General features: G+C 65.2%; 12 protein-coding genes and 1 pseudogene. 6 read left to right on the top strand and 7 right to left on the bottom strand.

Annotated features, from left to right (window positions below; all coding sequences use genetic code 11):
- Window positions 1–126 (bottom strand): annotated as a pseudogene (locus AC56LU_RS23320) (IS1595 family transposase); the annotation flags it as partial.
- Window positions 127–897: 771 nt separating this feature from the next.
- Between AC56LU_RS23320 and AC56LU_RS23315 the strand changes: the two are divergent.
- Window positions 898–3,885, top strand: coding sequence for a TonB-dependent receptor (locus tag AC56LU_RS23315; protein ID WP_497177985.1), 2,988 nt, complete (start codon window positions 898–900; stop codon window positions 3,883–3,885).
- A 72-nt stretch (window positions 3,886–3,957) separates the two neighbouring features.
- Here the strand turns inward: AC56LU_RS23315 and AC56LU_RS23310 are convergent, their stop codons facing one another.
- A complete protein-coding gene (locus AC56LU_RS23310; RefSeq protein WP_497177984.1) occupies window positions 3,958–4,686 on the bottom strand; it encodes a 16S rRNA (uracil(1498)-N(3))-methyltransferase in 729 nt (242 codons plus the stop codon).
- A 134-nt stretch (window positions 4,687–4,820) separates the two neighbouring features.
- On the opposite strand from AC56LU_RS23310, the gene tkt reads away from it, so the two are divergent.
- Window positions 4,821–6,818: a transketolase gene (gene tkt, locus AC56LU_RS23305; RefSeq protein WP_497177983.1), complete on the top strand. Its 1,998-nt coding sequence runs from the start codon at window positions 4,821–4,823 to the stop codon at window positions 6,816–6,818.
- An 81-nt stretch (window positions 6,819–6,899) separates the two neighbouring features.
- Complete coding sequence (gene gap / locus AC56LU_RS23300) at window positions 6,900–7,910, top strand: type I glyceraldehyde-3-phosphate dehydrogenase (protein ID WP_497177982.1); 1,011 nt, start codon at window positions 6,900–6,902, stop codon at window positions 7,908–7,910.
- Between the two features lie 66 nt (window positions 7,911–7,976).
- Here the strand turns inward: gap and map are convergent, their stop codons facing one another.
- The 4 genes from map to glnE all read right to left on the bottom strand — a co-directional run bounded on the left by map (window position 7,977) and on the right by glnE (window position 18,057).
- Window positions 7,977–8,741: a type I methionyl aminopeptidase gene (map, locus tag AC56LU_RS23295; protein WP_497177981.1), complete on the bottom strand. Its 765-nt coding sequence runs from the start codon at window positions 8,739–8,741 to the stop codon at window positions 7,977–7,979.
- A 122-nt stretch (window positions 8,742–8,863) separates the two neighbouring features.
- Window positions 8,864–11,779, bottom strand: a complete 2,916-nt coding sequence (locus AC56LU_RS23290) for a TonB-dependent receptor domain-containing protein (RefSeq protein ID WP_497177980.1) — start codon at window positions 11,777–11,779, stop codon at window positions 8,864–8,866.
- Between the two features lie 329 nt (window positions 11,780–12,108).
- Window positions 12,109–15,006, bottom strand: coding sequence for a TonB-dependent receptor plug domain-containing protein (locus AC56LU_RS23285; RefSeq protein WP_497177979.1), 2,898 nt, complete (start codon window positions 15,004–15,006; stop codon window positions 12,109–12,111).
- 312 nt (window positions 15,007–15,318) lie between these two features.
- On the bottom strand, window positions 15,319–18,057 hold the full coding sequence (gene glnE / locus AC56LU_RS23280) for a bifunctional [glutamate--ammonia ligase]-adenylyl-L-tyrosine phosphorylase/[glutamate--ammonia-ligase] adenylyltransferase (RefSeq protein WP_497177978.1): 2,739 nt from the start codon (window positions 18,055–18,057) through the stop codon (window positions 15,319–15,321).
- A gap of 171 nt (window positions 18,058–18,228) precedes the next feature.
- On the opposite strand from glnE, the gene AC56LU_RS23275 reads away from it, so the two are divergent.
- On the top strand, window positions 18,229–22,443 hold the full coding sequence (locus AC56LU_RS23275) for a YhdP family protein (RefSeq protein ID WP_497177977.1): 4,215 nt from the start codon (window positions 18,229–18,231) through the stop codon (window positions 22,441–22,443).
- A 1-nt stretch (window position 22,444) separates the two neighbouring features.
- Window positions 22,445–23,242 (top strand): carbon-nitrogen hydrolase family protein, encoded by a 798-nt coding sequence (locus AC56LU_RS23270; RefSeq protein ID WP_497177976.1) that lies wholly within the window; start codon window positions 22,445–22,447, stop codon window positions 23,240–23,242.
- Window positions 23,243–23,310: 68 nt separating this feature from the next.
- Here the strand turns inward: AC56LU_RS23270 and AC56LU_RS23265 are convergent, their stop codons facing one another.
- Window positions 23,311–23,736, bottom strand: a complete 426-nt coding sequence (locus tag AC56LU_RS23265) for a hypothetical protein (protein ID WP_497177975.1) — start codon at window positions 23,734–23,736, stop codon at window positions 23,311–23,313.
- Window positions 23,737–23,906: 170 nt separating this feature from the next.
- On the opposite strand from AC56LU_RS23265, the gene tldD reads away from it, so the two are divergent.
- Window positions 23,907–25,367, top strand: coding sequence for a metalloprotease TldD (gene tldD, locus AC56LU_RS23260; protein ID WP_497177974.1), 1,461 nt, complete (start codon window positions 23,907–23,909; stop codon window positions 25,365–25,367).
- Window positions 25,368–25,401 lie beyond the last annotated feature (34 nt).

Raw genomic sequence — 25,401 nt, 5'->3', positions numbered from 1 at the left:
TCCGATGAGGGCGATTACCTGGTCGAGACCGGCAGCTGGATGCAAGGCGGCCAGCGTTTGCAAGCGCTGCGGCTGGTTGAGCGCAGGCAGTCGTGCGAACCATTTCTTGAAGCTGGGTGATTTCATGGCCGGTTCCCGTCAAAGCAGACCGGTGTTCGACCGTCAGGCAGCTCAGCAGTTCAATCCTCATCCATAGCTAAAGGTGACAGCGTCTTTTTTTTGCACCATTTCAGGGCCCTATGAAGTTGCACGCCGGTATTCCGGCCGTGCGCGTCATAGGCGCCGATTTAATTTAGTGCTATCAGGCACTGCACCATATCGGCGCGAAGCAGAAGGAGGAATTTTCTTCAATCGGCCATAGCTAAGAATGTTTTGTTTCGGCGCTCGTCAATATTTATCTTTCAAAAAGGTAACGTTTCTTCCGGGCATATTGCTGCGGTTCACATTCACAATTGTTCGGCAAGTCGTTCGCTACATGTAGCAAATTTTGCAAGAACGTAAATTTCCGCTCATTTGTTCGAAGTCTTGTATTTCCGTCGTACAAAGTATGCTGCGCCGCCGCAAACACAGCATTTTCATGCGCCAGGATTAAGCGTCACACAAGAGTGTTGTAAGTATGCACATTTCCAACGGTTATTATTGACGACGCAACTTTGCCTATGATTCTATGTATGTGTTGAGCTGGCACAACCAGTGAAACGAGGAATAGACGTTCCTCTTTTTGCCAATCGGGAGAGAAGTCGGATCCCCGGGGCAGTTCAGCATCGGACCGCGCGCCTGATAACGCGGCCGGTGCGTCGGGGCGCTTCGGTTGTATTGCTCTGATTTTAAAAAATTAGCTACTACAGGAATGGGAGATTTATGTTGCATACGGTAAAACAAGTGTCGAAGGCGACCATGCTGCGTCGTTCGGCAATTTCGGTGGCAATCGGTATGTGCTTCATGGGCGCTGCCCTGGCTGCCGAAACCGGTGGCCTGCGTATCGCCATTACCGCCCAGGGCAAGCCGGTGGCCGGCGCAACGGTGCGCGTGAGCTCGCCGAGCAGCCTGGTGACCAAGACTGGCGTGACCGAAGCGGACGGCACGGTCCGTATCGCCGGCCTCGATCCTGCAACCGACTACAAAGTCGAAGTGGTCGCCCCTGGCTACTCGAACTTCGTCGCCAGCGACGTCGCCGTGGTCTCGAACACCAACCCGACCGTGGCCTACTCGCTGGGCGGCGACACTGGCGCGCAGCAAGTGGTCGTGACCGGTTCGCGCCTGGTGCGCGTCGACACCACCTCGGCGACCGTGGGCACCGTGCTGAACCTGGGCGTGGTGGAATCGCTCCCGACCGGCCGTAACTACCAGAGCTACCTGCAGCTGGTCCCGGGCGTCAAGCCTTCGTCGGGCGGCAACCCGTCGTCGAAGTCGGGCGTCAACTATTCGGACATCGGCGGCGCCACCGGCACCTCGACCGACAACACCTACATCCTGGACGGCGTCGACGTCACCGACTCCAACACCGGCACCTTCGGTGCGAACATCAACTCGGAAATCATCCAGGAACAGCAGATCCTGACCGGCGGCATCCCTGCCGAATACGCGGGCGGTTCGGGCCTGGTCTCGAAGGTGATCACCAAGTCGGGTAGCAACGAATACCACGGCTCGGTCAACTACTACTTCCAGAACGATAACCTGGTTGCCGACAACAAGCACAACACCAGCTCGGGCTTCTCGACCTACGACGCGGCCGTCACCCTGGGTGGCCCGATCATCAAGGACAAGCTGTGGTTCTTCGGTTCGTACCAGAAGAAGGCGCGCGAGACCGATGTGGTCGATGCGGCGACCGGCGAATTCATGCGCACGGTCAACCGCGACGAAAAGCTCGGCTTCATGAAGCTGACCTGGCAGGCGACCGAGAACGACCGCCTGGTCGCAACCTTCTTCAATGACCCGACCACCATCAGCGGCTCGACCCTGTCGACCACGCTGAACAACCGTGTCCTGAGCCAGGATCAGGGTGGCAACCGATACAAGCTCGAGTATTCGCGCGACATGGAAAACCTGCGCCTGAGCGCGTACGCGTTCCGTCACGAAAGCGAAGTGTCGACCTATGCGGCCGACCGCTCGGCCCTGAACAACGTCGCATTCCGCAACGCCAATCCGGCGGCGACCATCGCCCAGCGCAGCCAGGGCGGCGCCGGCGGCGACACCATCACCGAGCGTAACCGTGACGAAATCGGCGTCAATGCCGAGTACTTCTGGGAAACCGCCAACGCCGGCACCCACACCTTCAAGTCGGGCTTCCTGGTCTCGAAGAACGAGTTCTTCGAAGACTCGCTGATCTCGGGTCCGGACAAGGCGCGCTACTCGTCGATCGCCGCGGCCAACGCCGGCGTCAGCTTCGCCGACTTCATCGGTACCGGCTGGGCGGGCACCCGCTCGATCGTCGCTGCCGACGTTCCGCGCATCCAGACCGCGATCACCGGCGCGTCGGCCACCGATCGCGCCTACTTCGTGGGCCTGCTCGATACCAACCGCGACGGTTCCGTGTCGGACGCCGAAGTGCGCGCCTACCGCTTCACCAGCACCGCCGGCAACCCGAACGGCCAGGTGAACAACTACCGTATCCGCGAAGTGCAGGCCGCACCGTACACCGTGGAAGCGACCGGCAAGGCCTTCTACGTCCAGGACACCTGGACCAAGGACAAGCTGACCGTCAACGCCGGTATCCGTGCGGAAGAGTGGAAGCACCTGGACTCGACCGGCGCCCAGTCGGCCAAGTTCAAGTGGAAAGCCGCACCGCGCCTGAGCGTGGTGTATGACCCGACCGGCGAAGGCCGCAGCAAGGTCTGGGGCTTCCTGGGCCGTTACTATGACCCGATCCGTACCAACATGTCGGACTTCGCCGGTAACCTGACCGGTCCGGTGCTGGACGAGCAGATCTACCTGGGCGACCGTTGGCTGACCTTCCGTACCCGCGGCGGTCCGAAGACCCCGGACGCGATCTTCTCGCCGTCGACCAAGACCCCGTTCACCGACGAGTTCATGCTCGGTTACGCGACCAACATCGGCCGCGACTGGACCGCATCGGTCGCCTACACCAAGCGCCGCACCCGCGACATCCTGGAAGACTACGACCTGCACCTGTACTCGGATCCGACCAACACGCCTAGCATGGAAGGCTATGCGGCTCCGGGTTCCGCCTACTACCTGCCGTATTCGTACTTCGGCTTCAACGGTGCGCCTAACGCCAACTACGTGCTGGGCACGCTGGCCGGCGGCAAGCGCGACTACCAGGGCGTCGAAGTCAGCCTGACCAAGGCCAAGCGCGACAACTGGATGGCATCGGCCTCGTACACCTGGAATGAAGCCAAGGGCAATACCAACTCGGACAGTAACGCCGACTTCCAGGGCGACTGGCTGGCGCTGGATCCGCGTGCCGTGAACGCCTACGGCCCGCAGCCAGGCAACATCAAGCACCAGTTCAAGGCTTACGGTACCTATTACTTCAACAACGGTATCGAAGTGTCCGGCGTGTACAACTGGAACAGCGGCTCGCTGTACACCCGTTCGCAGCTGATCTCGGGCCGTTACCTGCCGATGATGTCGGACGCAGCCTACGTCTCCGGCGGCGTGCTCGACACCTGGATCCTGCCGGGCCAGATCGGCGCCGAGACCGCACCGTCGTACTACACCCTCGACGTTCGCCTGAAGTACACCTACAAGCTGGCAGGCAGCCAGAAGGTCGAGTTCTTCCTGGACGTGTTCAACGTCCTGGACAAGCAGTCGGCGACTTCGGCAATGCCGCTGGTGGCAGGCAACGGCGTGTACAAGTTCGGCGAGGCCAACGCCTGGGTCGAACCACGTCGCCTGTACGTCGGCGCACGCTACTCGTTCTAAGCCAGTGCATGTCGGCCCGGACTTCGGTCCGGGCCCGGTGCGCCAAGCCGGCCCCGCAAGGGGCCGGTTTTTTTATTCCATGCCGTTCCAGATCCCGCCCAGCATGGCGACCGCCGCCAGCGCGGCGGTTTCCGTACGCAGCACACGCGGCCCGACCGACAGGGCAATCGCCCCGGCCGCGATGGCGGCGTCTTCTTCCTCGCCCGTGAAACCGCCTTCCGGACCGACCATCAGGGTCAGCGCCTGCGGGCCGCCGGCCTGGGCCCATTGGGTCAGCGACTGCGTCGCGCGCGGGCTCAGCAGAATGCGGGGCCCATCCGAGGGCGCCGCGATCCAGCGCCCGAAGTCCGTCACCGGCGCCAGTTCCGCCAGCCGGTTGCGTCCGCACTGCTCGGAAGCGGCCACGATCACGCCTTGCCAGTGCGCATGGCGTTTTTCCGCGCGTTCCCCGGACAGGCGCACCACGCTGCGCTGCGCCGCCAGCGGCGCGATGCGCGCCACGCCCAGTTCCACCGCTTTCTCGATGATCCAGTCCATCTTGGTGCCTTCCGGCAGGCCCTGGGCGAGGGTGAGGGCATAAGGGAGTTCGGTGTCGAACGCTTGATGGGCGCCGATGGTGGCGCTGGCGCGCCGCTTGCCGATTTCGGCCAGGGTGGCGGCGTACTGGCCGCCGTGGCCGTCGAACAGGGTGAGCGTGTCGCCGGGCTGCATCCGCAGTACGTGCAGATGGTGGGCAACCGTGTCGGGCAGGTCGACGGTGGCGCCGGTCGCGAGCGGGGCGGGGCAGTAGAAGCGGGGCATGCGGCTCTTTATATAGAGGGGAAAAACCTGCATTTTAATTCGGCAGCACCCTGGTCTGCTAAAATAACGGGTTACGGCCAGCCGCATCGCCACCGCTTTCCAATCCAGACCACCGCAGACCACGGTAAATCTTCATGAAATCTACGCAAACCACCACCCTGATGGCCAACGCGATCCGCGCGCTGGCGATGGACGCCGTCCAGAAAGCCAACTCCGGCCACCCGGGCATGCCGATGGGCATGGCCGAGATCGGCGTCGCCCTGTGGGACAAGCACTATCGCCACAACCCGGCCAATCCGGGCTGGTTCAACCGCGACCGTTTCCTGCTGTCGAACGGCCACGGCTCGATGCTGCACTACGCGATGCTGCACCTGGCCGGCTACGACCTGAGCATGGACGACCTGCGCGACTTCCGCCAGCTGCACTCGAAGACCGCCGGCCACCCGGAAGTCGGCATCACCCCGGGCGTGGAAACCACCACCGGTCCGCTGGGCCAGGGTATCGCCAACTCGGTCGGCATGGCGCTGGCCGAGTGGCTGATGGGCTATGAATTCAACCGCCCGGGCTACGACGTGGTCGACCACTACACCTACGCCTTCCTGGGCGACGGCTGCCTGATGGAAGGCATCTCGCACGAAGTGGCCTCGCTGGCCGGCACCCTGCGCCTGAACAAGCTGATCTGGCTGTACGACGACAACGGCATCTCGATCGACGGCCGCGTCGAAGGCTGGTTCACCGACGACACCCGCAAGCGCTTCGAAGCCTACGGCTGGAACGTGATCGGCCAGATCGACGGCCACAGCGTTGCCACGATTTCGGAAGCCATCGAACAGGCCAAGAAGTCCGACCGTCCGACGCTGATCATGTGCAAGACCATCATCGGCAAGGGCGCCCCGAACCTGGAAGGCGGCGACAAGGTCCACGGCGCCCCGCTGGGCGACAAGGAAATCGCGGCCGTGCGCCAGCACCTGCTGTGGGATCCGATCCCGTTCGACATCCCGGGCGAGATCTACGAAGCCTGGGACGCGAAAGCACGCGGCGCCGAGTACGAGAACGCATGGAACGCCAAGTTTGCCGAATACCGCGGCGCCCACCCCGAGCTGGCCGCCGAATTCGAGCGCCGCATGAAGGGCGAGCTGCCGGGTAACTTCAACGAGGTACTAAGCGCCGCCGTCGCCGCCTGTGTCGAGAAGAAGGAAACCATCGCCACCCGCAAGGCCTCGCAGAACGCGATCCAGGCGCTGGCCGCGACCCTGCCGGAATTCCTCGGCGGCTCGGCCGACCTGACCGGTTCGAACCTGACCAACTGGAAAGAGTCCGTCGCCGTGCGCTCGGGCATCCCGGGCAACCACATCAATTACGGCGTGCGCGAATTCGGCATGGCCGCGATCCAGAACGGCGTCGCCCTGCACGGCGGTTTCATCCCGTTCGGCGCGACCTTCCTGACCTTCTCGGACTACAGCCGCAATGCCCTGCGCATGGCTGCGCTGATGAAGATCCGTTCGCTGTTCGTGTTCACCCACGACTCGATCGGCCTGGGCGAAGACGGTCCGACCCACCAGTCGATCGAACACGTCTCGTCGCTGCGCCTGATCCCGAACCTCGATAACTGGCGTCCATGCGACACCGTCGAATCGCAGGTGGCCTGGGGCGCGGCCGTGCAGCGCAAGGATGGCCCGTCGACCCTGATCTTCTCGCGCCAGAACCTGCCGTTCATGGAACGCGACGGCGCCACCATCGCCAACGTGGCCAAGGGCGGCTACGTGCTGCGCGACGTGCCTGACGCCAAAGTCATCCTGATCGCCACCGGTTCGGAAGTCGAACTGGCGATGAAGGCCGCCGACTCCTTGGGGAGCGAGGGCATTGCCGCGCGCGTGGTCTCGATGCCGTCGACCGACGTGTTCGAGCGCCAGGACGCAGGCTACAAGGCGAGCGTACTCACCCGCGGCGTGCCGCGCGTGGCGATCGAAGCCGGCGTGACCGACTTCTGGTACAAGTACGTGGGCCTGGAAGGCGCGGTGGTCGGCATCGACACCTTCGGCGAATCGGCGCCGGCGCCGGTGCTGTTCAAGCACTTCGGCTTCACCGTCGAGAACGTCGTGGCCAAGGCCAAGGGCGTCATCGCGGCGTAAAGTTTCCACGGGCTGCCTTCGGGTGGCCCGTTTTGCATCTGCAATGTGAAAAAAGTTTTTTTCTAATCAGGAGCCAAAGCAATGACGATCAAAGTTGCAATCAACGGTTATGGCCGCATCGGCCGCAACATCCTGCGCGCTTTCTATGAAGGCGGCAAAAAGCAAGACATCCAGATCGTGGCGATCAACGACCTCGGCAACGCCGAATCGAACGCCCACCTGACCCGCTACGACACCGCGCATGGCAAGTTCCCTGGCACCGTCACGGTCGAAGGCGACAACATGATCGTCAACGGCGACAAGATCCGCGTGTTCGCGACCCGTAACCCGGCCGAGATCCCATGGGGCGAATTGCAGGTGGACGTCGTGCTGGAATGCACCGGCTTCTTCACCACCAAGGAAAAAGCGTCGGCCCACCTGAAGGGCGGCGCCAAGAAGGTCATCATTTCGGCGCCGGGCGGCAAGGACGTCGACGCCACCATCGTCTTCGGCGTGAACCAGGACGTGCTCAAGAGTACCGACACCGTCATCTCGAACGCATCGTGCACCACCAACTGCCTGGCCCCGCTGGTCAAGCCGCTGAACGACGCCATCGGCCTGGAAACCGGCCTGATGACCACCGTGCACGCCTACACCAACGACCAGGTGCTGTCCGACGTGATGCACGAAGACCTGCGCCGCGCCCGTTCGGCCACGATGAGCATGATCCCGACCAAGACCGGCGCCGCCGCCGCGGTCGGCCTGGTGCTGCCGGAACTGAACGGCAAGCTGGACGGCTTCGCGATCCGCGTGCCGACCATCAACGTGTCGCTGGTCGACCTGTCCTTCATCGCCAAGCGCGACACCACCGTGGACGAAGTCAATGCGATCCTCAAGACCGCCTCGGAAGGCGCCCTGAAGGGCATCCTGACCTACCAGACCGAGCCGCTGGTGTCGATCGACTTCAACCATAACCCGGCCTCGTCGAACTTCGACTCGACCCTGACCAAGGTGTCGGGCCGTCTGGTGAAGGTCTCGTCGTGGTACGACAACGAGTGGGGTTTCTCGAACCGCATGCTGGACACCACCGTCGCCCTGATGAACGCCAAGTAATCCCGGCGCAGCGCGAAAAAAAACCGGCCTCGGCCGGTTTTTTTTTCGTCTTCACGGGACGCGTGCTCACGCGTCCGGCCAGGGCGTCAGGATTTCGAACCCGTTCTTCGTCACCGCCACCATGTGCTCCCACTGGGCCGACAGCGAGCCGTCCGCCGTGACCACGGTCCAGCCGTCCTCCAGCTGGTCGACGTCGGCGCCGCCCAGGTTGATCATCGGTTCGACGGTGAAGGTCATGCCTTCCTTGAGCAGCAGGCCGGTGTTGGGCCGGCCGTAATGCAGCACCTGCGGGTCTTCGTGGTAGACCCGGCCGATGCCGTGGCCGCAGTATTCGCGCACCACCGAGAAGCCGGCGCCTTCGGCCAGCTTCTGGATCGCGTGGCCGACGTCGCCCAGGCGCGCACCCGGGCGTACTTGCCGGATGCCGGCCATCATCGCCTGATAGGTCGTGTCGACCAGCTTCTTCGCCTGCGGCGCGGGCTCGCCCACGAAGTACATGCGGCTGGTGTCGCCGTGCCAGCCGTCCTTGATCACGGTGACGTCGATGTTGACGATGTCGCCGTCCTTCAACACGTCCTTCTCGCTCGGGATGCCGTGGCAGACCACGCCGTTGAGCGAGGTGCATAGGGTCTTCGGGAAGCCATGGTAGCCGACGTTGGCCGGCGTTGCCTTCTGCACCTTGCGGATGTAGTCGTGGCAGCGGCGGTCGAGCTCTTCGGTCGAGACGCCGGGCACCACGTATTCCTTGATCATCGCCAGCACCTCGGCCGCGAGGCGGCCGGAGACGCGCATTTTGGCGACGTCCTTGTCGTTCTTGAGTTTGATTGCCATCGTGTTGCTCTGCTGTCTGGGTAATCCGCCATGATAACCGTCCCCAATGAAAAATGCCCGCCAGGCAAACCTGGCGGGCATTGTCGTCACGAGGACCCTTGCGGGTCCCGCGCGCTACACCATTAGAAGTTCTGGGTGTAGCGGACGTAGATGAAGCGGTCCAGCAGCTGGTCGACGTCCACTGCGGCGGCGTCAGCCTGGGTGCTGTACGCGATGCGCGGCTTCTTGTCGAAGGCGTTGTTCACGCCCAGCAGGATGCGGCCGTTCCACGAGGTCTTGTAGCCGACGCTCAGGTCATGGATGGTGACCGAACCCAGCTTGTTGGCGCCGGTACCGAAGGTGGTGTCGGCGTTAGGCTGGTTGCACTCGACGTCCACGTCCCAGCACTGGTCCTGCACCGGGCTGAAGTAACGGAAGCCCCAGGTGGCGCTCCAGTTGCCCATCGCCCAATCGATCGAGTTGTTCGACTTCACGCGGTTGTAGAAGTACTCGCCGGCGTATTCGTTCCAGTCGTTGGCCGAGCTGCTGCGGGTGCGGAACTTGTCGGTGTACGAGGTTTCGCTGCGCAGGGAGAACTGGCCGTAGGCGCTACGCGGGAAGCGATAGTTGATTGCCAGGTCCAGGCCTTCGGTTTCCATCTCGCCCAGGTTGGCGTTGCCGCGCGACAGCTGGTTGATCTGGCCGGTGAGCGGGTCACGCTGGATCACGCTGCAGAAGTTCGCATTGCCTTCGATGAAGCACTGGTTGGCCACATAGGTCGCGCCGATCGCGGTGATGCGGTTGTCGACCTTGATGTTGTACCAGTCCAGGCCCACGCTGAAGCCAGGCACGAACGACGGGCTGTACACGAAGCCGGCGGTCTTGGTGACCGCGGTTTCCGGCGACAGGAAGGAATTGCCCGCGCCCGAGTTGAAGGCCACCAGCGACTGGGTGCCGTTGGTGCTGGTGATCGGGGTGCCTGCCTGCAGCAGCTGGCGATAGTTGGCCGGGGTGCCGCGCACGCCTGCGAAGCCGCTGGCGCAACGTGCAGCCACTGCCGAATTACGCGATGCCTCGCCGAAGCGGGTGTCGCATGGATCCAGGAAGGTGTCGAAGGATTGCGAACCGCCACCTGCCAGGTCGTCCAGGGTCGGTGCGCGGAAGCCTTCCGCCCAGGTACCACGGACCAGCACGTCCTTGACCGGCTTGTACATGAAGCTGGCCTTGCTGTTGTTGGTCACGCCGAAGTTGCTGTAGTCCGAGTGGCGGGTGGCCAGGTTGAAGCTCAGCAGCTCAGCGAAAGGCTGGGCCTTGAACACCGGGATGTTCACTTCAGCGTACGCTTCGCGCACGGTGTAGCGGCCGTAGGTCGGCAGGCCCGACAGGTTGGTCGAGTAGCCCGACTGCGAGAACTGGTCAGGCACGTCCGAACCCTTGACTTCGCGGTGTTCGACGCCGACTGCCACGCCCAGCGCGCCGGCTGGCAGCTGCCACACTTCGCCGCCGATGTTGGCGGTGGCGCTGTTGATGGTCGAGCCGTAGGTCTTGGCGCCCGAGGTGTTGACGTAGTTCAGTGCTGCCGCGGTCGATGCCGACGGACCGCCCAGGATGTCGAACGGCACGCAATCAGCCAGCGGGACCGGCGATGCGGCGGTACCGCACTGTACCTGGCCGGAAGCGTTCATGAACGACGGACCGAGGGCGCGACGCAGGTTGATCAGGTTGATGTTGCCGCTGTCGCGCGAGATGCCCGAAACCTTGTTGTGGTTGTAGCCGATGTCCCAGTTCCATGCCGTGTCACGGAAGGTGAATTCGCCTTCCAGGGTGGCATCGATGTGCAGGGTGCGGTTTTCGTTCTCGGTGATGCGCGGCAGCTCGATGGTGCGGCGGTAGAAGTACAGGTCCTGGCCCAGACCGGCGCCGGCAACCTGGTTGCCGTACGGGTTGAAGTAGTTGTCCTTGTCGATGTAGACCGGGTACTTGGCCTGGCTGGCCGATTGCAGCGGGTAGCCTGCGATCTGGCGGATCGACTCACGCTGCGAGTACATCGCGGTCGTCTTCAGGCGCATGTCCTTCGGCAGTGCGACCTCGCCCTTGACGAACAGCGTATCGAGCTTGTTCGGCGACAGGATGTCCATGTCCTGGGTCGAGTTGTAGGTGTCCGCGACGGCGCCGGCATACGGGTGGTAGCTGTTCGGGTTGCGCGAAGGGGAGCTGGTGCCCACGCCGTCATAGGTGCCGGTGTGGTTGATGATCTGGTTGAAGCCGGTCGGGCTGCGTGCGCCGCTGGCGTTCGGAGCGGTGAGCTGGCGAATGCGGCCCCATGGGGAAGTGCCGAAACCGTCGCTGAAGTGATCCGGACCATACGAGGTCGAGGTGATTTTGCGGGTCTGCGAGCCGACGCGGCCCTGCTCGGTGTGTGCCAGGCCGAACATCAGCGACGCGGTGTCGTTGCCGGCGCCGTAGGTCAGCGAGAAGTCCTTGTTGCGGCCGTCGCCTTCTTCGAAAGCGCCGGTGTACAGGTTCAGCTGGCCGCCTTCCATGTTCTTCTTCAGGATGATGTTCACCACGCCTGCGATCGCGTCCGAGCCATAGATCGACGATGCGCCATCCTTCAGGATTTCCATGCGCTCGATCATGGCCGACGGGATGGTCGACAGGTCGGTGTAGCCGGCAACGGTCTGGGTCCAGCGCTTGCCGTCCACCAGCACCAGCAGGCGGTTCGAACCCAGGTTGCGCAGGCTGACGTACTGGCCGCCGGCTTCGGTGTTCGAGGTCAGCGAGCCGCTGCGGCTGAAGTCAGGCGCGCCGGCCGACGACAGGTTGTTCAGGATGTCGCCGACGGTGACCAGGCCGGTTTTCTGGATCTGTTCCTGGTTCAGGATCTGGACCGGCTGAGCGGTTTCCAGGTCGACCTGGCGGATACGCGAACCAGTCACTTCGACGCGTGCCGGGGCCTGCGTCTGCGCAGTCTCCTGTGCAATCGCGGCGGTCATGCCGAGGGTCATGCCGCCCAGGCAGATCGCGCGGATCGACTGGGACAAGATTTTTTCCATCATGTTGCCAAACTCCTTGGGTGAAAACGCAGCCACGCCGTTGTGCAGCGCAGCTACCGGGAAGGGTCTAATCGACCACATGAAAGTAGTCAATTGTTAAGGTGAAGTTACTTTCAAGTCAGCAATCAAAGCATCCCGTATGCATGGCTGTCAATGGAATCAGGGTTGCCAATCGCTCAATTGTTGCTAAATTGTGTACTTACGCGCACGATTGAATTCACTATTGACACATGTGTATGTGTTGTTCAAATGTGAAAAAGCCCGCCCGGCTTGCGCCGGACGGGCTCGCTACGCAATTAAATTGCGCTAAAGCAGCTAGTAGAGGTGTTTTATCAGAACGCCTGGTTGTAGCGGACGTAGACGAAACGGTCGATCGGCAGATCGGCATCCACGTAGGTCGAGGATGCTGCGCCCAGGACCGTGAAGCGCGGCTTCTTGTCGAAAGCGTTGTTCACGCCGACGCGCACGTTGCTGTTCCAGGCGAACTTGTAGCCGACGCTGATGTCATGGAACACCAGCGAGCCGAGACGGTTGGCGCCTGGCGACGTCGCGCCCGGACGCACGGTGGTCAGCTCGTTGCACTGCCAGCGGTTCGGGATGCTCAGGCAGCTGTCGGTGACGTCGCTCAGGTAACGGACGCCCCAGGTCGCGCTGAAGTTGCCCAGTGCCCAGTCGGTCGTGAAGTTCGACTTCCAGCGATGCAGGTCGTAGTCACCCGAGTAGTCGATCCACTGTGCGGTCGGACCGCTCTTGGTCGAGTACTCGTCCAGGTAGGTGGTCTCGCTGCGCAGGTTGATCTGACCCCACGAGAAGCGCGGCATGCGGTAGCGCAGTTCGACGTCCACGCCCTCGGTCTTGATCTGGCCCAGGTTGGCATTGCCGCGACGCAGGTCGACGACCATGCCGGTTGCATCACGCGTGATCAGCGAGCAGAAGTTGGCCTGGCCCTGGTTGTAGCATTCACCCAGGATGTAGTTCGACGACACGCCCACAATACGGTTGTTGATCTGGATGCTGTACCAGTCGACCGCCGCCGAGAAGCCCGGGACGAACGATGGGTTGAACACCGTGCCGAGGGTGCGGGTCACCGCGGTTTCCGGCTGCAGGGTGGCGTTACCGGCGCCCACGTTGAACGGGACCGAACTTTGCACGCTCGAGCTGGAGGTGATGTTGGCGCCGGTCTGGGTGCGCTGGCGGAAGCTCGACGGCGTGCCGGTCACGCCGCCGAAGCCGCTGTTGCAGCGGCCCAGCACGGTCGGGTTGCGCGCTGCGTCGCCGTACACGGTATCGCACGGGTCGAGGTAGCTGTCGAAGCTCTGCTGGCCGCCGCCGAAGCTGTCGCCCACGGTCGGTGCACGGAAGCCTTCAGCCCAGGTGCCGCGGAACAGCAGGTCCTTGATGGGGCGGTAGGTGAAGCTGAACTTGCTGTTGTTGGTCGAACCGAAGTTGCTGTAGTCCGAATAACGGGTAGCCAGGTTGAACGACAGCGATTCGACCAGGGGCATGTTCTTCAGCACCGGGATGTTGAGCTCGGCATAAGCCTCGCGCACGGTGTAGCGGCCGCTGGTAGGATTGCCGGCCAGGTCGGTCGAGTAGCCTGAACGGTTGAACTGGCCCGGCAGGTCTTCGCCTTCCACGGTACGGTGTTCGATACCGGCCGCCATGCCCAGTGCGCCGGCTGGGAGCTGGAACACTTCGCCGCTGATGTCGGCGGTGGCGCTGTCGACTTTGCTACCGTAGTTATAGCCACCGACCGACATGATGTAGTTCAATGCCGCCGGGGTCGCTGCCGTCGGGCCGCCCAGAATGTCGAAAGGGACGCAATCGGCGAGCGCGATCGGAGTAGCGGCCGTGCCGCACTGGATCGTGCCTGCAGCGTTACGGAAGGATGGGCCGAGGGCGCGCTTGAGGTTCAGCAGGTTGATGTTGCCGGTGTTCTGGGTGTCGCCATCGACCTTGCTGTGATTGTAGCCCACGCTCCAGTTCCATGGCAGCGAGCGCAGTTCGAAGCTGCCGTCGAGGGTGGCGTCGATGTGCAGGGTGCGGTTGCTGTTGCGCGTCTCGCGCGGTACTTCGATGGTGCGGCGGTAGAAGAACAGGTCCTGGCCCAGGCCGGCGCCGGCCACCTGGTTGCCGTAAGGATTAAAGTAGTTGTCCTTGTCGATGTAGACCGGATACTTGCTCTGCGAGGTCGAGCTCAGCGGGTAGCCGGCCACGGTCGACAGGCTCTTGCGCTGCGCATACATCGCAGTGGTCACGAAGCGCATGTCATAAGGCAACTGCAACTCGCCCTTAGTGAAGATGGTGTCGAGCTTGGACGGCATCGCGAACATCATCTGGCTGGTGGTGTTGAAGTTGTCGGCCGCGATCGGCGCGCCGCCAACGACGTTGTGGTAGTTCGCCGGATTGCGCGAATCCTGGCCGACGCCGACGTTGTTCTGGTCGCCGGTGTGGTTCAGGATGCGGTCGAAGCCGGTGGCGCCGCCGCTGGCGCTGACCTGGCGAATACGGCCCCATGGACCGCCGCCCAGGCCTTCGAGCGGGAATTCGCTGGTACGCGAGTAAGCGGTGAATTCACGGTCGCGCGACCACACCACGCCGGACTCGGTGTGCGACAAGCCGAACATCAGCGAGGCCTTGTCATTGGCGGCGCCGTAGCTCAGCGAGAAATCCTTGTTGCGGCCGTCGGCGACGCTTTCGTTACGACCGGTGTACAGGCTTACCTGGCCGCCTTCCATCGACTTCTTCAGGATGATGTTGACGACACCCGCGATCGCGTCGGAACCATAGATCGACGAAGCGCCATCCTTCAGGATTTCCATGCGCTCGATCATCGACGACGGGATGGTCGACATGTCGGTGAAGCCGGCCACGGTCTGGGTCCAGCGCTTGCCGTTGACCAGCACCAGCAGGCGCTGCGAGCCAAGGTTGCGCAGGTTGGCGTACTGGCCGCCGTTCTCGCGGTTCGACGTCAGCGTGCCACCCTTGCTGAAGGCTGGCGAGCCGGCCGAGGACATATTGGCAATGATGTCACCCACGGTGACCAGGCCGGTTTTCTGGATCTGCTCCTGGGTCATCACCTGGATCGGCTGTGCGGTTTCCAGGTCGACCTGGCGGATACGCGAGCCGGTGACTTCCACGCGCTGCAGGACCTCTTGAGCCTGCGCCACGGAAACCATGGACTGGAGGGCGACGGCGACTGCCAGCGCGATCTTGGTTCGTTGTTGCATGTGTTCTCCATCTTTGCGTCAGCGATGAGACGCGATTCTATGTTTTAAAAGAGGCAACTTGTGCGGACCCGGCGCACCGTCGGTAAACGGTGTTTGCTGATGTGCATACACATCTGTATATGACCATTGCGTGTTGATCAGTGTCAATGTATCCAGGGGTCAAAACTGTGCAAAAAACAACAGTTACTCGGTGTAAATTTATGACTTGGAAGTCAGTAGGAAAACGGCGCACGAAGACCGTGCGCCGCGAAGGGAATTTGCCTGAGAAAGGAGCGCCTGCACCAGGCCGGTGCGGGACATGCGGGATGGGGATCAGTCGCCGAAGCAGGCTTGCCAGAGGCGCCGCACCGCGTCCGGATGCGCACCCAGCAGGTGGGGATCGACGCGGGCCTTTTCCTGGCCCTGCAGGCGCACCTGGTGCTGCAGGCGCCGCATGGTGCGGTAGGCGTCGGCCACCGCCGCCGCCAGCGTTGCGTCGATCAGGCCGAGCTCGGCGGATAGCTTCAGGAGCGCGATGTTGCCGGCGTTGGCGGTCAGTTGCGGATAGCTCGCGGCATGGCGCAGCACCAGGTACTGGACGATGAACTCGATGTCGATCATCCCGCCTTCGTCCTGCTTGAGGTCGAACAGGACGCCGGGGTTGACGTTGGCATCGCGCATGCGCTTGCGCATCGCGCGGACTTCATCCTTCAATTCCTGTTCCTGGCCGCTCCTGTCCTTGCGCAGCACGGCGTCGCGGATGCGCTCGAAGCGCTCGCCGATGGCGGCGTCGCCGGCGCAGAAGCGGGCCCGGGTCAGGGCCTGGTGTTCCCAGATCCAGGCCGATGCGTGCTGGTAGCGCTCGAAGGCGGCCACCGATGAGACCAGCATGCCGCTGGCCCCGTCCGGGCGCAGCGCGGTGTCGATGTCGAACAGGATCCCGGCCGCGGTATGGGCGGTGTTCCAGGTGATGAAGCGCTGCGCCAGCTTGGCATAGTTGGAGGGCGCCATGTCATCCTCGTCGTCGAACAGGAAGATCACGTCGAGGTCGGACACGTAGCCGAGTTCCTTGCCGCCCAGCTTGCCATAGGCGATGACGGCGAAGCGCGGTTCGTCGACATGGCGGCTGGCCACCGTGCGCCAGGCGTGGCGGATGGTGGCGCCGACGATGGTGTCGGCCAGCAGGGACAGGTGGTCGGCCAGGCGCTCGACCGAGAGTTCGCCGGCCAGGTCCAGGGCCAGCAGCCGGAACAGCTGGGCGTGGTGGGCTTCGCGCAGGATGTCGAGCTGGCGCTCGGTGTCGCCGGCGGCGGCGTTCAGGTGCTCGTCCAGCTCGGCAGCGAGCTGGACGAGTTGCCCCGGGCTGCCGGCGCCCTCGTTGCGGTCGTCGAGCAGCTCGTCGAGCAGGATCGGGTGCTGGGTCAGGAAGGTGGCGGCCCAGCCGCTGGCATTGATCATTCGGATCACCCGCTCGAGCGTGTGCGGGTATTCCGTCAGCAGCGACAGATAGGCCGAGCGGCGCGCGATCGCTTCAAAAAAGTCGAGCAGGCGCCCGAGCGTGGCGGCGTGGCTGCCGACCCCGGCCTCGCGCACCACGGTGGCGATCTGGGCCAGGGCGGCGTCGCCCAGCGCCAGCAGCCTGGCGCGGCTCGCTTCGGGCAGGCTGGACAGGCGCGGGCCCTGCAGGGTGGCGACCAGGCGTGCAGCCGCGCCCGGCGGGTCGTCGTAGCCCAGCTCCGCCAGGCGGGCCGCGATCGCCTCGCGGTTTTCCGGATCGTCGGCCAGGGTGGCGGCCTCGGGATCGGTGCTTTCCGTCTTGTCGGCGAAGATGGCGTCGAACTGGGCCGCCACGTAGCTGCGCTGCTCTTCCAGGCGGGCCAGCAGGGTGGCGACGTCGGGCAGGCCCATCATGCGCGCCACCGCCAGGCGGTCTTCCTCGCTGGCCGGCAGGGTGTGGGTCTGGGCGTCGTCCAGGTATTGCAGCCGGTGTTCGAGGTTGCGCAGGAAGGTATAGGCCTCGAGCAGGCGCGCCACCGTGTCGGCGGGCAGCAGCTCGCGTTCGGCCAGCAGGCGCAGCGTGATCCGGGTGGAGCGCTCGCGCAGCGCCGGGTCGCGGCCGCCGCGGATCAGCTGGAACACCTGGGCCAGGAACTCGATCTCGCGGATCCCGCCGCGCCCGAGTTTGACGTTGTGGCTGCGTTCGGGGTGCAGGCGCTCCTGGCGCTTGACCTCGGCGCGGATCTGGGCGTGCATGTTGCGGATCGCGTCGATCACGCCGAAGTCGAGGTAGCGCCGGAACACGAAGGGACGCACGATGTCTTCCAGCGCCGCGATGTCGCTTGGTGCGCCGGTGACCGCGCGCGCCTTGACCCAGGCATAACGCTCCCATTCCCGGCCCTGCACAATGAGGTATTCCTCGACCATCGCCAGGCTGGCCGCGAGCGGGCCCGAGTTGCCGTTGGGACGCAGCGCCATGTCAACCCGGAAGGTGAAGCCATCCTCGATGACTTCCGACAACGCGGCATTCAGGCGGCGGCCGAGGCGCACGAAGAATTCATGGTTGGACAGCTGGCGCTGGCCCGGGCCGGCGGCGGTTTCGCCATCCTCGGGGTAGACGAAAATCAGATCGATGTCCGACGATACGTTCAGCTCACCGCCACCGCCTTTGCCCATGGACAGCACCATGAGCCCTTGCGGCCGGCCGGATTCCTCGCCGGTCGGCACGCCGTGGGCGGCGACCAGCTCGGCGCTGAGGGCGCCAGCATGGGTCTGGATGGCGAAGTCGGCGAAGCGGGTCATGGCGCTCACCACCTCGTCCAGGTCGGCCAGGCCTTCCAGGTCCCGCCGGATGAGGCCGCAAACGAGCAGGTTGCGCAGGCGGCGCATGGCGCGCGGCAGGGGCAGGCCAGCGTCCAGCTCGCGGGTCAACAAGGCGCCGAGGTCGACGTCGGCCAGCGATAATTCGCATAGCCCGTCGAGCAGGGCGGGGCGGGCGGGATCGGCGCCGAGCCATCGCTGGAGGAACCGCGATGTGCCGGCCGGCGAGCCGGAAGCCAGGGAAGCAGGAGTCATGATGTGGATCCGGTATGGGTTTTGCCGTCCGGCAGGCGTTGGTGCGGTAGAATTGCCCGCCGTGCTCCATGGGAACCTGGAGTCAGCACGATGGTAAGGTAGACGCCGCGACTGTTGCAAGCGATCTGTTATTAGAGAATCAATTTTCGGCGAGCCTTTTTGAGCACCTTGATGGACAACCAGGACCCCCAGGTGGCCGCAGGGCACCTGCCGTCGCTCGAGCAAGCCCGTGTGCGCTGGCACCGGGTGCGTGCATGCTATCGCTATGCGAACCTGGCTTCGTACCATTTCCTCGGCTTCGCCATCAAGCTGGTGCTGCTGCTGTATTTTGCGCTGGCGCTCCTGTTCCTGGCGCTGCGCTACGCCATCCTGCCCAACATCGACCTGTATAAAGGCGACATCGAAGCCGCCGCCGGGCGCGCGCTCGGCAACCGCGTCACGATCGGGCGCCTGGAAGCGGGCTGGCAGGGCATTCATCCGGTATTGACGCTGGGCGACGTGCGCCTGATCGACCGTGGCGGGCGCCAGGTACTGGCCTTGCCCGCGGTGTCGGCCGCGCTGTCCTGGTGGAGCCTGGCTACGCTGGAGCCGCGCCTGCATGCGCTCGAGGTGCGCGGCGCGCATCTGGACGTACGGCGCGGCCGCGACGGCGTCCTCAGCGTGGCCGGCGTGCGCCTCGACCCCAACAAGAAAGACGACGGGCGCGGCGCCGACTGGCTGCTGCGCCAGCGCGAGATCGTGATCCGCGGCGGCCGGGTCGACTGGACCGACGAGCTGCGCGGCAGGCCGACCCTGGCCCTGACCGAGGTCACCATGGCGCTGCTGAACCGCTTCGGCGGCGGCCACCGGTTCGCGCTGCGCGCCACCCCGCCGCGTGCGCTCGGCCAGCCGCTGGACGTGCGGGCGCGCTTCCGCCACCGTTTCGGCGCGCGTCCCTCCGATATCAGGCGCTGGAAGGGCGAACTCTACGCCGACCTGCGCGGCGCCGACCTGGTGGCCTGGAAACAGCATGTCGATCTGCCCTTCCAGCTGGCCAGCGGGCGCGGTTCGGTGCGCGCCTGGCTCAATGTTGACCAGGCCAGGATCGCCGGCTTCACCGCCGACCTGGCCCTGGCCGACGTCAACGCGCGCCTCGACCCAAGCCTGGCGCCGCTTGCGCTGGCGCGCGTCTCCGGACGCCTGGCTGCGCGCGAGGAAATGCTGCCGGGGCAGGACGAAGGCAAGCCGACCTTCGGCGCCCACGGCCACACCATCGCCCTCACCGATTTCTCGGTCAGTACCCGCGCCGGCCAGGCGCTGCCGCCGGCCACCCTCCAGCAAACCTGGCGCCCGGCCCGCAATGGCAAACCCGAGCAGGGCGAACTGCGCGCGCGCCAGCTCGACATCGGCGCCCTGGCCGCGCTGGCCGGCTACCTGCCGCTGCCGCCGCAGCAGCGGCAAATGCTGCTCGACTACGCGCCGCGCGGGCGCCTGCTCGACGTGGCGGCCGGATGGGAAGGGCGCTATCCGGCACTGCGTAGTTTCCGCCTGCGCGGCGACGTGGCCGGCCTGTCGATCAATGCCCAGCCGGCGCGCCCGGCGCAGGCCGCGCGCGTCGGCCAGCCGGCAATGCCCGGCCGTCCCGCCACGCCCGGTTTCCAGAACCTGAACGGCAGCATTGACGCCAGCCAGAACGGCGGCAGCATCGCGATCGACTCGACCGCGCTGGTGCTGCACATGCCGGCCTGGTTCGCGCAAGGCGCGCTGCCGCTCGACCGCCTGGACCTGAAGGCGCGCTGGAACTACGATCCGGGCAAGCAGCTGCTGGTCGAGGTGGAACGCATGGGCTTCGCGCAAGGCGCCCTGAACGGTTCGCTGTCCGGACGCCACAGCCTGCCGCTGCTGCCCGACGGCAGCAAGGCGGGCCCGGGCACGGCCGACATCACGGGCACGCTCGACGGTTTCGCGATCGGCTCGGTCGGACGCTTCCTGCCGCTGGCCACGCCCGAGCACCTGGCGCACTGGCTGGACACGGCCCTGCAGGGCGGCACGCTGCGCGACGCGCGCCTGCGCCTGCGCGGCGACCTGGCCGGCTTCCCCTTCCGTACCACGGGAGGCGTCAACGCGGTGCTGGAGCGCGCGCGCGGCGAGTTCAAGGTCGCCGGCCGGCTCGAGAACGCGCGCCTCGAATACGCGCCGGGTCACCGCCACCCCGACGGCGCCCCGCATTGGCCGCTCGCCGAGAACATCAACGGCCATATCGAATTCGACCGCGCGCGCATGGAAATCCGCGGCGACACCCTGCGCACCATGGGCGTGGCGCTGTCCAACGTGAAAGCCGTGATCCCCGACCTGGGCGTGCACGACAAGATGCTCGAGATCGACGGCAATGCAGCCGCCCCGATGCAGGAATTCCTGCGCTACGTGGCGGCCAGCCCGGTGCCGGAGTGGATCGGCCACTTCACCGACGATACCCGCGCCAGCGGCAATGCGCGCCTGGCCTTGAAGCTGCGCATGCCGCTGGCGCACCTGCCCGACACCAAGGTGCAGGGCAGCCTGCAGCTGCTGGGCAACGACATCAGCCTGTTTCCGGAACTGCCGACCTTGCAGGGCGCGGAGGGCCGCATCGAATTCTCGGAGCGCGGCGTCGGCCTGAACGGCGTGGGCGCGAGCTTCCTTGGCGGGCCGCTGGCAATGTCCGGCGGCACCCAGAAAGACGGCAGCATCGCGATCCGCCTGAACGGCACCCTGTCGGCCGAGGGCATGCGCCGCACCGCGCCGGCCCCGGCGCTGGGACGCCTGGCGCAGCGCTTGTCGGGCAGCACGCCCTATACCGGCAGCGTGGTGGTGCGCGAAGGACGGCGCACCGTGACCCTCGACTCCACCCTGGCCGGCCTGGGCCTGGAATTGCCGGCGCCGCTGAACAAGCCGCAGGCGGACAGCCTGCCGCTGCACTTCGTGCTGCTCGGTGAGCCCACCGTGGGCGGGGTGGCGCGCGACGAGATCCGGGTGGCGCTGGGCGAGGGCGTGGCCGCGCGCTACCTGCGCGAGAAGCAGGGGCGCGCGCCCTGGAGCGTGCTGCGCGGCGGCATCGGCGTGAACGTGCCGGCGCCGGCCCCGGACAGCGGCATGATGATCCACGTGAACATGCGCGCGCTGAATGCCGACGGCTGGATCGCGGCCGGCAAGGCGATCGCGGGCGAGGGCGGCGAAGCTTCCGGCAGCGCCGGCGCGGTGTCCACCGGCGGCGAGTTCACCCAGTACGTGATGCCGAACCTGATCGGCGGCCGCGTGGGCGAACTGACCATCGGCGAGCGCCGCCTGGCCGACGTGGTGCTGGGCGCGACCCACCTGCGCGACACCTGGCAGGCCAACCTGCATTCGCGCCATGCGAGCGGCTACGTGACCTGGGCCGAATCCAGCGGCGGCGGCCAGGGCATGGGCAAGGTCACTGCCCGGCTGGCCTCGCTGGTGATTCCGGAGTCCAGCGAAGCCGAGGTCAAGAACCTGCTGGAATCGAACCGCGGCGCCGGGGCCACCATTCCCGCGCTCGACATCGTCGCCGAACAGTTCCAGCTGGCCGACAAGCGCCTCGGCCGCCTCGAACTGCAGGCCAACAACGTGCAGGCGCTGGCCGGGCGCGAATGGCGCATCAACCGGCTGACCCTCGACAACCCGGATGGCCAATTAAAAGCCAACGGGCGCTGGCTGACCAAGGATGGGCGCAGCAATACCAGCTTGAACTTCGTTCTCGACATCATTGATGCCGGCAAGCTGCTCGACCGCCTCGGCTTCCCTGAAACCCTGCGCCGCGGCAAAGGCAAGATGTCGGGCGACATTTCCTGGAGCGGCTTGCCGTACGACCTGGACATCCCGAGCCTGTCGGGCCAGATCGAAATGAACGTGGAATCGGGCCAGTTCCTGAAACAGGACCCGGGCGCGGCCAAGCTGCTCGGCGTGCTGAGCCTGCAGGCGCTGCCGCGCCTGCTCAAACTCGATTTCCACGACGTGTTCTCGGAAGGCCTGGCCTTCGACGGGATCAGCGCCAACGCCATGATCCAGCGCGGCGTGCTGCGCACCGACAACCTCAAGATGCACGGGGTGGCCGCGACCATCCTGATGGACGGCAGCGCCGACATCGCCCACGAGACGACCAACCTGCGCGTGGTCGTGATCCCGGAATTCAACCTCGGCACCGGGCCGCTGGTCTACGGCCTGGCGGTCAACCCGATCATCGGGATCGGCAGCTACCTGGCGCAGCTGTTCCTGCGCGCGCCGGTGATGAAGGCGCTGACCTACCAGATGCAGATTTCCGGGCCGTGGAAGTCCCCGACCATCACCAAGATCGACAATCCGCCACCGCCGCCGGCTCCTCCGGCGGCGCGCCCCAAAGCCAAGAAGGAGTGATATGACAATCGTAGCCGCAGTGCAGATGGTGTCCACCCCGCGGGTGGAAGACAACCTGGCGACCGCGCGCCGGCTGGTGGCGCAAGCGGTGGGCGAGGGCGCGCAGCTGGTGGCCTTGCCGGAATACTGGCCGATCATGGGCATGAGCGACGGCGACAAGGTGGCGCTGGCCGAGCTTGAGGGCGCCGGCCCGATCCAGGATTGCATGGCGAACCTGGCGCGCGAGCACGGCATCTGGCTGGTGGGCGGCACCCTGCCGCTGGTGTCGCAACAGGACGGCAAGGTGCTCAACACCACCCTCGTATACGATCCGCACGGCGAGAAGGTCGGCCGCTACGACAAGATCCACCTGTTCGGCTTCAACAAGGGCAGCGAATCCTACGACGAGGCGCGCACCATCGTGCCGGGGGAAAGTGTCGGCAGCTTCGAGGCGCCGTTCGGCCGCGTCGGCTTGTCGGTGTGCTACGACCTGCGTTTTCCGGAGCTGTTCCGGGCGATGGGCGAGTGCGCATTGATCATCGTGCCGGCCGCCTTTACCCACACCACCGGCCTGGCGCACTGGGAAGTGCTGTTGCGCGCGCGCGCGATCGAGAACCAGTGCTATGTGCTGGCCTCGGCCCAGGGCGGCCTGCATGCGAACGGCCGCCGCACCTTCGGGCACAGCATGCTGGTCGACCCCTGGGGCGAAGTGAAGGCCGTGCTGCGTGAAGGCGAGGGCGTCATCAGCGGCACGCTCGACGACGCGTTTCTCGCGAGCGTGCGCGAAAGCCTGCCGGCGCTGAGGCACCGCAAGCTGTAAGGCACAGGGCGCAGCGACGCCGACGCTGCAGGCATTCGCGCGCCGCCCACGCACCGCTCGCAAGTGCCTCAGCGCCGCTTCGCCTCGGTGCAGACGGCATGCCCGAACGCCTGCTCGTGCGGCAGCGCCTGGCCAAGTTGAACCGAACGTGACAGGATCGTGGCGCGCTGGCCGGCGTCACTGCGATCAAGCGCCTGCGCGACGCTGGCGGCATCGTCCTCGCTTGCGCCGCCCTTGAGGGCGATCTCGAACCGGGCGCCGCCATGGCCAGTGACGCTGTTCATGGTCGCCACCCCGGGCAGGGCGATCAGCAGTTTCTCCACCGGATTCGTCAGCATGGCTTCGACGCGCTCCGGCCCTGCTTGCGCAGTGCAGAGCTCGACGATGACGACCCGTTCGGGCGCGCGCTCGGCATGGGCGGACGGAACGGCGGCGAGCAGCAGGGCATGCGCTGCGAGACAATGCGCCGAGAAGAAATGCTGAAGTCTGGCCATGCCGGCTCCCTTGGGCGATCCCCGATCTTCTCCTATTGTTGCCTATGTTGCAAGTGCGGCAGTGCCCGGCAGGGAACTTGCGCCAGACCGTGCAGTGACCCGGCTGCGTGCCGGTACGCGGCGCGCGGATATGGCACAATGCCTTCTCCATACGAACGACCGGACGCACAATGAAACCATTCGAACCGAACCTTTCTTCCCTGGCGGTCGCACGCGACGTGCTGCTGACGCCATTCGGCCTGGACGAAGGCAAGCTGCTGAGCGCGCTGGGCTCGATGTTCACGCACAAGGTCGACTACGCCGACCTGTATTTCCAGTTTACCAAGAGCGAAGGCTGGAGCCTGGAAGAGGGCATCGTCAAGACCGGCAGCTTCTCGATCGACCAGGGCGTCGGCGTGCGCGCCGTGTCGGGCGAGCGCACGGCCTTTTCGTATTCCGATGAGATTTCCGAAGCGGCGCTGCTGGACGCGGCGGCCGCTACCCGCACCATCGCCCGCGCCGGCAGCGGCAAGATCAAGATCGCCACCGCGGCGCGCCCGACCGGCGGCCGCTCGCTCTACCTGCCGCACGATCCGCTCGCCTCGCTCGACGCCACTGCGAAAGTGAAGCTGCTGGAACGCGTCGAGAAAATGGCGCGCGCCAAGGATCCGCGGGTGGTGCAGGTGATGGCCGGCCTGGCCGGCGAATACGACGTGGTGCTGGTGGTGCGCAGCGACGGCGTGCTGGCGGCCGACATCCGCCCGCTGGTGCGCGTGTCCGTCACCGTCATCGCCGAGCAGAACGGCCGCCGCGAAGTCGGCTCCTCGGGCGGCGGCGGGCGCTACGACTACGGCTACTTCAGCGACGAACTGCTCGACAAGTACGCGACCGAAGCGGTCAAGTCGGCCTGCGTCAACCTGGAAGCGCGCCCGGCCCCGGCCGGCCCGATGACCATCGTGCTCGGCCCGGGCTGGCCCGGCGTGCTGCTGCACGAAGCGGTGGGCCATGGCCTTGAAGGCGACTTCAACCGCAAGGGCTCCTCGGCCTACGCTGGCCGCATCGGCGAACGCGTGGCGGCCAAGGGCGTCACCGTGGTCGACGACGGCACCCTGCAGGACCGCCGCGGCTCGCTCAACATGGACGACGAAGGCAACCCGACCCAGTGCACGACCCTGATCGAGGACGGCATCCTGAAGGGCTATATCCAGGACACGATGAACGCGCGCCTGATGAAGATGCCGGTCACCGGCAACGCGCGCCGCGAATCCTTTGCCCACCTGCCGATGCCGCGCATGACCAACACCTACATGCTGGCCGGCGATAAAGATCCGGAAGAAATCCTGGCATCGGTCAAGAACGGCCTGTATGCAGTGAACTTCGGCGGCGGCCAGGTCGATATCACCAACGGCAAGTTCGTGTTCTCGGCCAGCGAGGCCTACATGATCGAGAACGGCAAGATCAGCTACCCGGTGAAGGGCGCGACCCTGATCGGGAATGGTCCGGAAGTGATGAACAACATCTCGATGATCGGTAATGACATGCGCCTGGATGCGGGCGTCGGCGTGTGCGGCAAGGAAGGCCAGAGCGTGCCGGTCGGCGTCGGCCAGCCGACCCTGCGCATCGAAGGCGTGACCGTGGGCGGCACCGGCTGATCGCAGCTTGCCCTCGCCGCTGTAACGAGACAAT

It is taken from the genome of Telluria sp. PB2R4 (assembly GCF_059685695.1).
Note: the sequence above shows the minus strand (reverse complement) of the source record. Positions and strands in the feature narration are given on the sequence as shown.